The 13,652-nt window shown below is 33.3% G+C and carries 15 protein-coding genes, 1 tRNA gene and 1 rRNA gene; 7 read left to right on the forward strand and 10 right to left on the reverse strand.

The genetic code is table 11. From position 1 onward, the window contains the following. Nucleotides 1–3 precede the first annotated feature (3 nt). Nucleotides 4–474 (forward strand): CYTH domain-containing protein, encoded by a 471-nt coding sequence (locus tag ACYSNX_RS08810; protein ID WP_461754309.1) that lies wholly within the window; start codon nucleotides 4–6, stop codon nucleotides 472–474. Here ACYSNX_RS08810 and ACYSNX_RS08815 read toward each other — a convergent pair. From ACYSNX_RS08815 to ACYSNX_RS08835, 5 genes are all read right to left on the reverse strand, one after another. After that, nucleotides 461–856 (reverse strand): septal ring lytic transglycosylase RlpA family protein, encoded by a 396-nt coding sequence (locus ACYSNX_RS08815; RefSeq protein WP_461754310.1) that lies wholly within the window; start codon nucleotides 854–856, stop codon nucleotides 461–463. The two genes, ACYSNX_RS08810 and ACYSNX_RS08815, sit on opposite strands and share 14 nt — an antisense overlap. Continuing rightward, the gene (locus ACYSNX_RS08820; RefSeq protein WP_461754311.1) at nucleotides 846–1,331 is read right to left on the reverse strand and encodes a septal ring lytic transglycosylase RlpA family protein; all 486 of its coding nucleotides are present in this window, start codon (nucleotides 1,329–1,331) and stop codon (nucleotides 846–848) included. Before ACYSNX_RS08820 ends, ACYSNX_RS08815 begins: the two co-directional genes overlap by 11 nt. 105 nt (nucleotides 1,332–1,436) lie before the next feature. Then, nucleotides 1,437–1,889, reverse strand: coding sequence for a hypothetical protein (locus tag ACYSNX_RS08825; protein WP_461754312.1), 453 nt, complete (start codon nucleotides 1,887–1,889; stop codon nucleotides 1,437–1,439). 75 nt (nucleotides 1,890–1,964) lie between these two features. Continuing rightward, the gene (locus tag ACYSNX_RS08830; RefSeq protein WP_461754313.1) at nucleotides 1,965–2,414 is read right to left on the reverse strand and encodes a thioredoxin fold domain-containing protein; all 450 of its coding nucleotides are present in this window, start codon (nucleotides 2,412–2,414) and stop codon (nucleotides 1,965–1,967) included. 15 nt (nucleotides 2,415–2,429) lie between these two features. Continuing rightward, nucleotides 2,430–4,676, reverse strand: coding sequence for a TonB-dependent receptor (locus ACYSNX_RS08835; protein WP_461754314.1), 2,247 nt, complete (start codon nucleotides 4,674–4,676; stop codon nucleotides 2,430–2,432). Between the two features lie 91 nt (nucleotides 4,677–4,767). Here ACYSNX_RS08835 and ACYSNX_RS08840 point away from each other — a divergent pair, with 91 nt between their 5' ends. From ACYSNX_RS08840 to aspS, 4 genes are all read left to right on the forward strand, one after another. Beyond that, nucleotides 4,768–5,424 carry a metal-dependent transcriptional regulator gene (locus ACYSNX_RS08840; protein ID WP_461754315.1) on the forward strand — a complete coding sequence of 219 codons (657 nt, stop codon included), beginning with the start codon at nucleotides 4,768–4,770 and terminating at the stop codon, nucleotides 5,422–5,424. A gap of 64 nt (nucleotides 5,425–5,488) precedes the next feature. Continuing rightward, on the forward strand, nucleotides 5,489–6,553 hold the full coding sequence (locus tag ACYSNX_RS08845) for an NADH:flavin oxidoreductase/NADH oxidase (RefSeq protein ID WP_461754316.1): 1,065 nt from the start codon (nucleotides 5,489–5,491) through the stop codon (nucleotides 6,551–6,553). A gap of 26 nt (nucleotides 6,554–6,579) precedes the next feature. Further along, entirely contained in the window at nucleotides 6,580–7,749 is a 1,170-nt protein-coding gene (locus ACYSNX_RS08850; protein ID WP_461754317.1) for an MFS transporter, read from the forward strand. A 72-nt stretch (nucleotides 7,750–7,821) separates the two neighbouring features. After that, nucleotides 7,822–9,576, forward strand: coding sequence for an aspartate--tRNA ligase (aspS, locus tag ACYSNX_RS08855; RefSeq protein ID WP_461754318.1), 1,755 nt, complete (start codon nucleotides 7,822–7,824; stop codon nucleotides 9,574–9,576). Between the two features lie 84 nt (nucleotides 9,577–9,660). Here the strand turns inward: aspS and pth are convergent, their stop codons facing one another. The 3 genes from pth to ACYSNX_RS08870 form a co-directional block, all read right to left on the reverse strand. Then, entirely contained in the window at nucleotides 9,661–10,227 is a 567-nt protein-coding gene (gene pth, locus ACYSNX_RS08860; RefSeq protein WP_461754319.1) for an aminoacyl-tRNA hydrolase, read from the reverse strand. 131 nt (nucleotides 10,228–10,358) lie between these two features. After that, nucleotides 10,359–10,967 carry a 50S ribosomal protein L25/general stress protein Ctc gene (locus tag ACYSNX_RS08865; protein ID WP_461754320.1) on the reverse strand — a complete coding sequence of 203 codons (609 nt, stop codon included), beginning with the start codon at nucleotides 10,965–10,967 and terminating at the stop codon, nucleotides 10,359–10,361. Nucleotides 10,968–10,999: 32 nt separating this feature from the next. Next, nucleotides 11,000–11,941: a ribose-phosphate pyrophosphokinase gene (locus ACYSNX_RS08870; RefSeq protein ID WP_461754321.1), complete on the reverse strand. Its 942-nt coding sequence runs from the start codon at nucleotides 11,939–11,941 to the stop codon at nucleotides 11,000–11,002. A gap of 158 nt (nucleotides 11,942–12,099) precedes the next feature. Here ACYSNX_RS08870 and ACYSNX_RS08875 point away from each other — a divergent pair. Continuing rightward, nucleotides 12,100–12,179, forward strand: a tRNA-Leu gene (locus ACYSNX_RS08875). Nucleotides 12,180–12,320: 141 nt separating this feature from the next. Here ACYSNX_RS08875 and ACYSNX_RS08880 read toward each other — a convergent pair. After that, nucleotides 12,321–12,812 (reverse strand): DinB family protein, encoded by a 492-nt coding sequence (locus tag ACYSNX_RS08880; protein WP_461754322.1) that lies wholly within the window; start codon nucleotides 12,810–12,812, stop codon nucleotides 12,321–12,323. Between the two features lie 117 nt (nucleotides 12,813–12,929). On the opposite strand from ACYSNX_RS08880, the gene ACYSNX_RS08885 reads away from it, so the two are divergent. Next, nucleotides 12,930–13,415 (forward strand): regulatory protein RecX, encoded by a 486-nt coding sequence (locus ACYSNX_RS08885; protein WP_461754323.1) that lies wholly within the window; start codon nucleotides 12,930–12,932, stop codon nucleotides 13,413–13,415. A gap of 100 nt (nucleotides 13,416–13,515) precedes the next feature. Here the strand turns inward: ACYSNX_RS08885 and rrf are convergent. Then, nucleotides 13,516–13,625: ribosomal RNA gene (gene rrf, locus ACYSNX_RS08890) — 5S ribosomal RNA — on the reverse strand. Nucleotides 13,626–13,652 lie beyond the last annotated feature (27 nt).

Below are 13,652 nucleotides of genomic sequence, written 5' to 3' on the forward strand. Positions count from 1 at the left end.
TCTATGACAGAAATTGAAAGAAAATTTTTAGTTAAAGACGATAGTTTTATTTCTCAAGCATTGCGAAAAAACCATATAATGCAAGGATATCTAAATTCAGATCCCGAAAGAACCGTTAGAGTTAGAGTAAAAAACACTCTTGGATATTTAACTATAAAAGGTAAAAGTGACAGTAGTGGAACAACTCGATTTGAATGGGAAAATCAAATTCCATTACAAGAAGCCCAAGCTTTAATGCTTCTATGTGAAGATTATATTATTGATAAAACAAGGTATGAAGTAAAATATGGAAGTCACACTTTTGAGGTGGATGTATTCCATGGTGATAATGAAGGACTTATTATTGCAGAAGTAGAATTAAATGATGCCCAAGAATCTTTCGAAAGACCTTTGTGGCTAGCTCAAGAGGTAACTGGTCATGTTCAATACTATAACTCTTATATAGCTAAGAAGCCCTATTCTACTTGGAAGTAGCCTTTAAATTTACTTTTAATAATCCCTGTTTACGATTATTGGATATTTTATCAAAAGCTTTTTTTGATAGATCAATTTCTCTACCTTTTACAAAAGGACCACGATCGTTTATTTTAACTTTTACACTCTTGTTATTAGAGGTATTAGTTACTTTAACTATGGTTCCAAAAGGCAAACTCTTATGTGCTGCCGTTAACTTTGAGTTTCTAAAAACCTCGCCACTAGCAGTTTTTCGGCCATTAAATTTTTTGTGATAATAACTTGCTGTTACATTATTCTTCTCGAATCTTTTACTCTTAGCAGATCCCGATTTTTTTGTCGCACAACTACTAAATAAGACAAGTACTATTAAGCAAAGTACTACCTTAATTTTATCCTTCATTGTCTAGCATTTTTTCAATTTTCACATTTAAGATTCCACGTTTTGTGGAATTGGTTAATTCTAAAAATGCCTTTTTTGATATATCCAACTCTCTTCCTTTTGTAAAAGGTCCACGATCTGTAACAGTCAATATCACAGATTGTTGATTATGTAAATTTGTTACCTTTATTTTAGTTCCAAAAGGCAAAGTTTTATGAGCTGCAGTATACATTTGATTATCAAACACCTCTCCAGAAGCTGTAAAACGACCATTAAACTTATCGTGATAATAAGAAATCTGCGCTTCCTCCTTTACAATCTCTAATTGAATTTCTTCAGAATCACAAGGCTCCTCTGAATACTCCTCTTCTAATTCTACTAAATCCACTGAGCTAACTGTTGCACTTAGCAAAGGATCTTGTAGGGAATCCCGTTTTAATGTAAAACTACTTAAACAAAAAAACGCTACTATATATAAGATATATCTTGGATACATAATTATTTATATTTAATTATAAATCGAAACAATAAATATACCACAAATAAAAAAGAGTTCAAAACTGAACTCTTTTCTTGTATAATATGATAGTAAAATTAAATTTTAAAGCCACTGAGACCAAGGAATTCTAGATAAAATAAGAATCAATCCTAAAGTATAAAACACTGTGAATTTTTTGAATTTCGCAGTAGAACCTTCCGAACGTTTATGTTTTGACCAACCAATAGTAATTAATGCAATAGCAATAATGTTTACTAATGGATGCTCCACTGCAAATAAACGAATTGCAGAATCTTTCATAACTGCCCCCATTCCTCCTTGGCTTGCTATTGGAGAAATAACAGCATTAAAATAAATAACATATAAGATAATTCCTAATAAGAGTTGGATATGACAGAAAATCAAAGCGAATAAGCCTAATTTTTTATCTTTATCTTTAAATTCTCTCTTTGCTCCTAAACCAGCAAAAGCATTAATAATTGCAATAACAAGGAAAATAATAGCTAAATAAGCTACACCTGAATGCGCATGTTTGATAATAAGACTGAAATTCATATTAATATATTTAGTTTAAAAGCAAATATACTTAAAACTAGTGAATTAGTGTTTTGATTAGGCAATATTTTAAATTCACCTATGTTTGTGCTCAATAATAGAAAAAACACGTTCTAATTCTTTCTTCTTTATATAACCTGGGTGTCTATAAATTATTTGATTGTTTTTATTGATAATAACTATTGTAGGATACAGCGCTTCTTTATTAAATTGTTGTATGAAACTAAAGACTTGTGCCGGCCAATTAGTTGAATTAGATGTATACAACACTTCATTAACACTCATGGAGTATAGATCCCTGGAGAGCTCCTTTAAGGATATAAAGTTATAATTTTGTTTAATATACTCCATTACTATTGGGTCTTTCCAAATTTTTGTATCCATTAATAAACAATAACTACACCAAGAGGCTGTAAAAAATATAATCGTATTTTCATGAGTTTTTGGACTATTATCTTTTATTTGTAAATCAAAAGGTGCGTAAAAACTATTCCAAAACAAAACCATACTTAAAAAAAAACGCATAATTATTCCCTTTAATTAAAAACTATAACGTATCCCTAAAGAAACTCGTCTACCCTGTAAAGCCATATAGTTGTAGTCATTAGGCTCAAATATTACATCGGTTGCACTATTTGGAGGTAAGATACCATTTGCTGGTTCTCCGAAAGGATCCCACCATCTAGAAATAGGATCGTATTTCATTTTAACATTACCTATATTCTTAACCCCCGCGTAAACAACTAAACCGTTAAAAAAATCTTTTGTCCATTGTATATTTCCAAGAAAAACCCAAGGTGAAAATTCTGGTCTATAATCATTTTCTACTATTGGTAAACGCATAGGACCTTTCCAATCTAAGGTAAAGTCAAGACTATGTCCACGGTTTAATTTATAATTCAATAGTACATTTCCCGACCACTTAGGAGCGTGATAACTTTGTTCAACTTTCCCCTCTTCCTTTCTAAAAACATCCATATAAGACATGGCAAAATTCATACTAAAAGGAAATTCAAAAACCATGTCTATCGCCGTAGAAATTCCTCTAGATACTGCATATCCTTGTAGATTACGATAAATGATTAAAGTAGGATCACTACTAATATCTGGTTCAATTTTATTAGTAAAGTGGGAATAGAAAATACTAGTATCTAAATTGAATACAGTCCAATTAGTTGGTATTTTAAAGCTATAATTAACATTGAAGTTATAGGATTTTTCTGGCTTTAAATCTTCAAGAAAAACCACCTCTTTTACACCACTTAATGCCCTGTGATCCTCTGTAAAAACATTTACAACACGGAAGCCACTTCCAAAGTTAAAACGCAATATAGAACCATTATATCCATTTGTTTTAAATCCAAACCTTGGAGAGTGCACCCCAGAATGGCGAGGATCATAATCAAATCTATACCCTAAGAGTAAATCCGTATTATCGGTAAGCTTATATTGATCTTGAATAAAAGCCCCTTGTATCCATGTTTTTTCTGGTTGATCAATAACTTGATTATCTTGATTTGTAAAGCTAGTTCCAGGGGTATTATCATTGTAATAAGTAAAACTAGAGCTAGCTCCAAATAATAACTGATGTTTTCCAAATGTTTTATTCCAAAAGCCTTGGGCAAAAGCTACTTGCTGCTTGGCCCTATAGGGCTCTTGTCCATAAAGAGAGTTTTGCTGGTGATAAATATAAGAAAATTGTACTTGAAGGTCTTCTAGGCTAGGTAAACTAAAATTACCCAATACCTCAAATCGATTAGTATATGCAGTTTCCCTATACTTACCATCATAATATTTATCCTTATTGATTTGTCCTCCCCATCTATCTTCATAGATATACCTAAATGCTAAATGATTTAAATCATTATGTTTATTTCTCAAAGTAAACTTATTAAATAAAGATATACGCTGCGTTTGTGTTACATCCGTAAAACCATCTTTGTTTTTATCAATGGGATTTTGAAAACTGTTTATATTCATCCCAAATAATCCCGAAAGATTTTTATTTAATTTATAGCTAGAGCCTAGGTCTAAGTTATTCTCTAACCAAGTAGAGGTAGAGGCGTCTACACTAAATAATGGAGCATCTAAAGCAGATTTAGTAATGACATTTATCACTCCTCCCATTGCTTGACTACCATATAATGAAGAACCAGGCCCTTTTACTACTTCTATTCTATCTAAAAGACTCACAGGAATACCAAATAGTCCGTATACAGTAGATAAAGAGGAAACCATAGGCATACCATCGATTAAAATCATGGTATAAGCTCCGTCCATACCATTAATTTGTATATCTCCAGTATTACAAACATTACAATTTAATTGAGGCTGTACTCCATTTATCATTTGTACAGCTTCAAACAAATTATGACTAGAATTCTTTTGAAAAAAGGAGGAATTATAGACTTCAACAGCGCTAACTACATCTTTTTTTTCCATAGGCTTAAAATTAGTAGAAATAACTATTTCATCTAATTCGTCGGCGCTCTGCAAATCGACCTTTAAGGTATAATCTAATCCCTGCTGTAAAGTAAAATGCTTGAAAAATGGAGAATAGCCATCTTGAAGAATTTCCACTACATAACTCCCAGGTGGTATGTCCTGGAAACTAAAATAACCTTGATCATCGGAGAAAGTGCTTAACTCCAATGGCAGTAACTCTACTTCAGCATTTTCTACTTTGCCCCTAGAACTTTGTATACTACCATAGATATTTTGACTAAAAACTTGATTACTACAAAGAGTAACAATAAACAGAATAAATAAAACTTTTGAATAACTCATTTTAGTGTTGACTATTATTATTTTTAGACAAATCTAAATAAAATATATCTAAATTAAAAATCGTACATTTGTAGGTTAAAAAAAACCTCTTATGCTGACATATTCCGAAGAAAATTATTTGAAAACAATTTTTCACTTATCTCAGGGTACAAGCCAAGAAATTTCAACCAATGCTATCGCTAGCAAAATAGAGACAAAGGCTTCCTCTGTTACTGATATGGTAAAAAAGCTAAATGATAAAAAACTACTTACTTACCAAAAATACCAAGGCGTAACCCTCACCCAAAAAGGATTAATGGCTGCCAAAATGATTGTTAGAAAACACCGATTATGGGAGGTTTTCTTAGTTGAAAAACTGGATTTTTCTTGGGATGAAGTTCATGATGTTGCAGAAGAATTAGAGCATATAAAAAGCGAAAAATTAATCGACAAATTAGATGCTTTTTTAAATTTCCCCACGCATGACCCTCATGGAGATCCCATACCATCAGCGGAAGGTAAAATTGTACAAACAGAAAAGCAGCTTCTTAGTGAAGTCAAACCAAACAAGGTGGTTGTCTGCGTTGGTGTAAAAGATTCTTCTTCTGATTTTCTTCAATACTTAGACAAGCAAAAAATAGCTTTAGGAACAACCATTACTATTCTAGAAATTGAGCCGTTTGACAGCTCATATACTATACAGTTAAATGATATAATAATTACTATCACTAAAAAAATTGCTAGTAATCTCTATGTAATTTCTAAATAAATGGGTCCTTATCAACAATTAGCTACATTTTGAAACTCTAATAATAATTAAAAAACAAAAGCTCATGAAAAAATTATTCCAACCATTAACATTAAATAGTATAACCCTACCTAATAGGATTGTTGTTTCTCCAATGTGTCAATATTCTGCCCAAGATGGCTTCGCAAATAATTGGCATTTGGTACATTTAGGTCAATATGCTATTGGTAAAGCAGGCGCAATAATTCAGGAGGCAGCCGCTGTTAGTCCAAAAGGTAGGATAACTTATAGTGATCTAGGAATTTGGAAGGATGAACACATAGAGAAATATAAAGAAATTACTGATTTTATAAAACAGCAAGGAAGTATACCTGGAATTCAGCTTGCTCACGCAGGTCGAAAAGCAAGTTGTGATAAACCTTGGATTTCCAGAAAACAAATTAGTCCAGATCAACCAAGTGGTTGGCAAACTATTTCCTGCAGTCCAATTGGCTATCACTCTACAGACCATGCACCACTACAGATGAGTAGTTCTGATATTAAGCAACTTATTCAAGATTTTAAAAATGCAGCCATTCGAGCAGTAAAGTCTGGTTATCAAATTATTGAATTACACGCTGCTCATGGCTATTTATTACACCAGTTTTTAAGTCCTTTAACTAACAAAAGAGAAGATCATTATGGTGGAAGCTTCGAAAATAGAATACGACTATTATTAGAGATAGTCCAAGAAGTATCCACTGTATTAACAACACAAAGCCTTTGGTTGAGAATTTCCGCTACAGATTGGGCGGATAATGGTTGGGACCTAAAACAAAGTATTGAGCTTTGTAAACGATTAGAACCTACCAAAGTAGAAGTAATTGATGTAAGTACTGGTGGATTAGTAGATTGGCAAAAAATAGAAGCAGTTAAAGAATATCAAGTTCCATTTGCAACACAAATTAAAGAAAATACCACATTAACCGTTGGTACAGTAGGATTACTTACTGAACCAAAACAGATAGAAGAAATACTGCAAAGCAATAAAGCAGATATTATTCTAATAGGTAGAGAGTTTTTAAGAGACCCTCATTTTGCTTTAAGAGCAGCAAAGGAACTAGAAGTGGATATTACATGGCCAAATCAATATGAAAGAGCAAAAAATTAAAAATACGTTATAAACTAAAATTACTCATGAAGAAAAGCTTAATCGCCCTATCTATTGGAGGATTAGCAATTGGTATGACAGAATTCTCTATGATGGGATTACTACCAGAAATTGCTAATAGCCTTGACATCTCAATTCCTAAAGCAGGAAATTTCATTTCGACTTATGCCTTAGGAGTTGTTGTAGGAGCTCCATTGATAGTGATGTTTTCCCATAGATATGCACCACAAAAAGTACTAATGTCTTTGATGTTATTATTTTCTATGTTTCATACCTTGTTTATCCTATCACCTAATTACCATACTTTACTTCTAACACGCTTTTTGTCTGGATTACCACATGGAGCATTTTTTGGTATTGGTTCTGTTGTAGCAACCCAATTGGCTGATAAAGGCAAACAAGCACAAGCTGTTTCTATCATGTTTGCGGGCTTAACTACGGCTAATTTAATAGGTGTTCCATTGACTACATATATTGGTCAAATATCCTCTTGGCGTATCGCTTATACTATAATAGCCTCACTAGGATTGTTCACAACTTTAGCTATTTATTTTTGGGTACCAAAAATAGAAAGAAGTACAGATAAAAACCTATCAACTCAATTTGCTTTCTTTAAAACTCGTTTAGCTTGGGTTTTAATTTCACTTATCTCCATTGGAACGGCAGGATTATTTGCATGGATGTCTTATATATCTCCAATGATGACTCAGGTAGCACTTATCCCTGAGGCAAATATCCCTATTATTATGACCTTAGTCGGACTTGGAATGTTCCTTGGTAACTTTGTAGGTGGAAAAATAGCAGATACTTTTGAGCCTTCAAAAGCAGTAATAATCTCCTTTAGTGCTATGGCATTATGTTTAGTTATAGTTTACTTTACAGTACACATTCAGTGGATGGCATATACCATGGCTTTAATCACAGGACTAGTTGCCTTTACTATCGGCTCCCCACTTCAAATGATGTTAATCAAAAATGCAAAAGGATCGGAGCTATTAGCTGCCTCTGCAGGACAAGCTTGTTTTAATATTGGTAATGCCTTAGGAGCATTTTTAGGAGGAATCCCATTAACTTTAGGGTTTGCGGCAAATACACCAGAACTAGTAGGTGCTGGAATGGCCATAATAGGATCATTTTTAGCAGTTACCTTTATGCAGATGCAAAAAAGTCAAAACATTTTGACACAAGAAAAATAATATTTTATTTTATTAGCATTGCTTATATGCAGCATTGCTAATAACTTCATAAATTTGTAAAAAAAAACAGCAATGTATAGAACTAATAATTGTGGAGCCTTAAGAGCTTCCGATATAAATACAGAAGTTACCTTATCGGGATGGGTTAGTAAACATCGTGATAAAGGTTTTATGATTTGGGTAGATTTACGTGATCGCTATGGGATTACTCAATTAATTTTTGATGCGGAAAGAACCGACAAAGAAGTATTTGATAAAGCCAAACACTTAGGTCGTGAATTCGTAATTCAAGTGACTGGAAAAGTGATTGAAAGAGCTTCAAAAAACCCAAATATTCCTACAGGAGATATAGAGATTTTAGTTACTTCTTTAACTATTTTAAACGAATCTAGCGTACCTCCTTTCACAATAGAGGATGAGACAGACGGTGGAGAAGATATCCGAATGAAATATAGATATCTTGACATTCGTAGAAATCCAGTTAAAAACAATCTACTTTTTAGACATAAAGTTGCGCAAGAAGTTAGAAACTATCTGTCTAATCAAGATTTTTGCGAAGTAGAGACTCCTTATTTAATTAGTTCAACTCCTGAAGGTGCTAGAGACTTTATAGTTCCTTCAAGAATGAATCCAGGAGAGTTTTACGCATTACCTCAATCTCCACAAACTTTCAAGCAACTACTTATGGTAGGTGGAATGGATAAGTATTTCCAAATCGTGAAATGTTTTAGAGATGAAGACCTTCGTGCGGATAGACAACCTGAGTTTACTCAAATAGACTGTGAGATGGCATTTGTTACTCAAGAAGATGTTATGAACACTTTTGAGGGAATGACTAAGCATTTACTAAAATCAACACATGGTTTAGAAGTAGGAGACTTCCCACGTATGACTTACCATGAAGCTATGCAAAAATATGGGAACGACAAACCAGATATTCGATTTGGTATGGAATTCGCTGAATTAAACCAAGTAGCTAAACATAAAGAATTCCCTGTATTCAATGCAGCTGAATTAGTAGTTGCAATCGCTGTACCTGGAGCTGCTAGTTATACTAGAAAAGAAATTGATGGCTTAATTAACTGGGTGAAAAGACCACAAGTAGGAGCTCTTGGAATGGTTTATTGTAAATATGAACTTGATGGAAGCTTTAAATCTTCAGTAGATAAATTCTATGACCAAGAGGATTTAAAGAAATGGGCTGAATTAACTGGTGCTAATCCAGGAGATCTTATATTAGTTCTTTCTGGAGAAACAGATAAAACTAGATCTCAAATGAGTGCCTTAAGAATGGAATTAGGTAATCGACTTGGTTTAAGAAAATCCAATGAATTCGCACCATTATGGGTAGTAGACTTCCCTCTATTTGAATGGGATGAAGAAGCAGGAAGATACTTTGCAATGCACCATCCATTTACTTCTCCTAAGCTAGAAGACATTCCATTATTAGATACTGACCCTGGAAAAGTTAGAGCTAATGCTTATGACTTAGTTTTAAATGGTAATGAAATTGGAGGTGGTTCTATTCGTATTCACGATAAACAAACACAAGAACTAATGTTCAAACATTTAGGCTTTACTAAAGAAGAAGCACAAGAGCAGTTTGGCTTCCTTATGGATGCTTTCCAATATGGAGCGCCTCCTCATGGTGGTTTAGCATTTGGTTTAGACCGTTTAGTTGCAATTTTAGGTGGTCAAGAAACTATTCGTGACTTTATTGCTTTCCCTAAAAACAATTCAGGACGTGATATTATGATTGATGCTCCTTCAAAAGTACGTCCAGAGCAATTACAAGAATTACATATTACAGTTGAAAATAAACAATAGTTTTAAACTACAGTTTAAAATAATTAAAAAACCACTAACATAGTTAGTGGTTTTTTAATTGGTTTTTGGTTTTTAGTTTTATTACTATTTACCATTATAAGTGTTCATTGCGTTATTCAAACCTGCTAGTGCAAATTCTTGCACTGCTTTACTTGCCACTTCTAAACGTTCAGGTAAAGCTTCTAGCTCCTTATCATCCCAATTACCTAACACATAGTCGATCTGTTGACCTTTTTTGAACTCATCACTAATTCCAAATCGAAAACGAGGATAATTGGAGGTATTCAATACAGCTTGTGTATTCTTTAATCCATTATGTCCACCATCAGAACCTTTGGCCTTTATTCTAATTGTTCCAAAGCTCAGGTTTAAATCATCTGTAATAACCAACAAGTTTTCCAATGGAATCTTCTCTTTTTCCAACCAGTGTTGAATTGCTTTACCACTTAAATTCATATAAGTATTAGGCTTTAAAAGTAATAAAGTCCTTCCTTTAATTCTAACTTCCGACATAGCACCAAACTTAACACTACTCCAATCACCACCTAATTCATGTGCGATCTTATCCACCACTTTAAAGCCGATATTATGCCGAGTATGAATATACTCCGCTCCTATATTTCCAAGTCCTACAATTAAAAACTTTTTCATTCTCACCGTTTTTACAATATCCTACAAAAGTAGGTTTTCTAGATAAGTTGTACAAATATTGCTTAACACAAACAAAAAAGCACCTATGAAAACATAGGTGCTTAATATGATAATTTTTTTTCGAAAAAAAATTATTTTTTCTTAGGTGCTGCTTTAGCTGCTTTAGCTGCTTCTTGAGCTGCTTTCATAGCCGCACGAGAGATTCTAACTTGACATACTACGGTATTGTCTGGGTGTAATACTTTAAAGTTATCCGTTGGGATATCAGTAACGTATAATTTATTACCCATTTCTAAGTTAGAAATGTTAGCAACAACAACGTCTGGTAAATTAGCTGGTAAAGCTCTAACTTTTAACTTACGAGAGTTTAAGTTAAGAACCCCTCCTGCCATTACACCTGGAGATTTACCTTCAACTTTTACAGGAACTTCTAAAGTAATTTCTTTATCATCATGTAACTGATAGAAGTCAACGTGTAAAATATTGTCAGTAACTGGGTGGTACTGAATATCTTGCAAAATTGCATTGAAAGTCTTTCCACCTTCTAATTCAACTACAACAGTGTGTACATTTGGAGTGTATACCAATCCTTTGAACGCTTTTTCTTCTGCTGTAAAGTGTACAGCTGGTTCAGTTCCTCCGTATATCACGCAAGGTACCATTCCAGCATTACGTAAGGCTTTAGTAGCTACTTTACCTACGCTTTCTCTTTCTGATCCTTTAATTGTAATTGATTTCATCTCAATAAATATTTAATAAATTAATAAATTTCTTACATTACAAATGTCTTGCTAATAGACTCATTTGAATTTACATTGTGCATAACCTCGGCGAATAATGGTGCACAGCTAAGTACTTTAATTTTGTCGCAAGGTTTTTTAAGAGGAATAGAATCTGTTACTATTAACTCTTGGATAGATGACTCTTCTATCTTTTCATAAGCACTTCCTGATAAAATAGCATGTGTACAGATAGCTCGAACGCTTAATGCACCCTTTTCAATCATCATATCTGCCGCTTTAGCTAATGTTCCTCCAGTATCAATCATATCATCTACTAGAATTACATTTCGACCTTTCACATCCCCTATCAACTCCATTGTGTCGATAATGTTTGCTTCCTTACGTTGTTTGTAGCAAATAACTACACCTGAATTTAAGAACTTAGAATAAGCATATGCTCTCTTAGAACCACCCATATCAGGAGAAGCAATAGTTAAGTTTTCAATATTCAAGCTCTTTACATATGGCAAGAAAATAGTTGATGCATACAAATGATCTACCGGTCTTTCGAAAAACCCTTGGATTTGATCTGCGTGCAAGTCCATTGTCATGATACGAGTCGCACCTGCGCTTTCAAGTAGTTTGGCAACTAATTTCGCTCCAATTGGAACTCTTGGTTTGTCCTTTCTATCTTGTCTAGCCCATCCAAAATAAGGAATAACGGCAGTAATGTGTCTAGCTGATGCGCGCTTAGCAGCATCACACATTAGTAACAATTCCATCAGATTATCTGATGACGGAAACGTTGAACAAACTAAGAAGACTCTTCGTCCTCTAATAGATTCCTCGAATGAAGGTTGAAACTCTCCATCACTATAGTGAGATAAAGTAACCTTACCTAGTTCTATTCCGTATGCTTTGGCAATTTTCTCTGCTAACTCGACGCTTTGAGAACATGCAAATATTTTTGCTTCTGGTTCGAAATTTGACATTTGTATAATTAGTTGTTATGTTGCTAGTTAAGACTTAGTGTTGTTTCTAAGCGAATGCAAATTTATAAAATATATATTGACTAAACGATTTTTTTTTAAAATTTTCTTTGAACTTAATTTTTTTTATTTACATTTGTACCCACAAACAATCCTACTAAGCCCGGATGGCGGAATTGGTAGACGCGCACGACTCAAACTCGTGTTCCTTGGAGTGTGGGTTCGATTCCCACTCCGGGCACAAAAAACCCTAATTACTGAAGTAATTAGGGTTTTTTTATTCCTATAAGCTTCCATTACTACTATTGATTACAAAATAGCTTACTATAAAAAACATCCCTTTATAGTAGTAACTTGTACCTATAAAGGGATTATTATATTATTATACTTGATCTGCAGAAGGCCCATACATGCCAGGAATAGGTATATCTAATAAACGTAGATAAACACTTAATTGCCCTCTATGATGATAAATATGGTTATTAACAACAAATCTATTTGCACTAAACTTAGGTACATTCATAATAACATGATCACCAGAACGCAATTCCCAAGTCTTTGACCAATCAAAATCTGACTTCTCTTTCAATAAAGCTTTAACTTCTTTACCATAATTGTCTAATAAAGACAATAATTCTTTCTTACTTGTAAGACTCAAAGGCTTATATTGTGTTTGTAAATCAAAGCTAGAGTCATTCATAATACTCTTGGTCCATAAAGATAACTCTACAATATGCTTGGCTAAATCACCTAACATCATAGATTTTGCATGAGGCTTCCAATTCCATTGATCTTCAGGAATACAAGAAATCAATTTCTTTGTGCTTTCTAGCTCATTCTCAAATTCGAATAAAAATTCTTCACTTTTTGTCATTTCTAAAAGGTATTAAATTAAAATATTCAATACTCTAAAGTTACAACTAAAAACCAATTATCCCTTTAGAAAACTTTACCTTTACCAAAAATATAGTATAAAAAATATAGTATAAAAATGACTAGTAATAATAGCAACTACATGTCCTATGAACAGGCAATAAATAAACTTGAATATTACTGTGCTTACCAAGAACGTTGCCATAAAGAAGTTATCAACAAGTTATACACATTAAAAATTGCATCAACAATGCATGATGAAATAATAGTACATTTAATAGAAAACAATTTCTTAAACGAAGAACGCTTTGCTACGAGCTTTGCTAGGGGAAAACATCGTATTAGTGGTTGGGGTAAAAATAGGATCGTTACAGAGCTTAAAATAAGAAACATATCCGCTTTCCTAATAAAAAAAGCACTTAAAGAAATAGATGATACTATGTATTATCAAACATTGGAAAAAATATCACGTCAAAGATGGGAAAACCTCAATGATCAAGATGTTGAGAAGAAAAAAACAAAGCTAATGGGCTATTTACATAGAAAAGGTTACGAGTATGATCTCATTCAAGATATGCTATTAGAACTACTTAAAAGAGATTAGATTATAATTAACTACTTATCCATAAAAGATGAAGTAGTTTTTTTTTGAGTTTACTCCAAAAAAAAATCCCCAACATAAACATGTTGAGGATTTTTTAAAAGAAGGGCGGTGTCATACTCTCCCACTGGTTAGCAGTACCATCTGCGCAAGCGGGCTTAACTTCTCTGTTCGAAATGGGAAGAGGTGAGCCCCGCTGCAATAACCACCCTAAATCGGTTGTCATCACTTTAGGATAAC

The organism is Myroides sp. LJL115 (genome assembly GCF_054871665.1).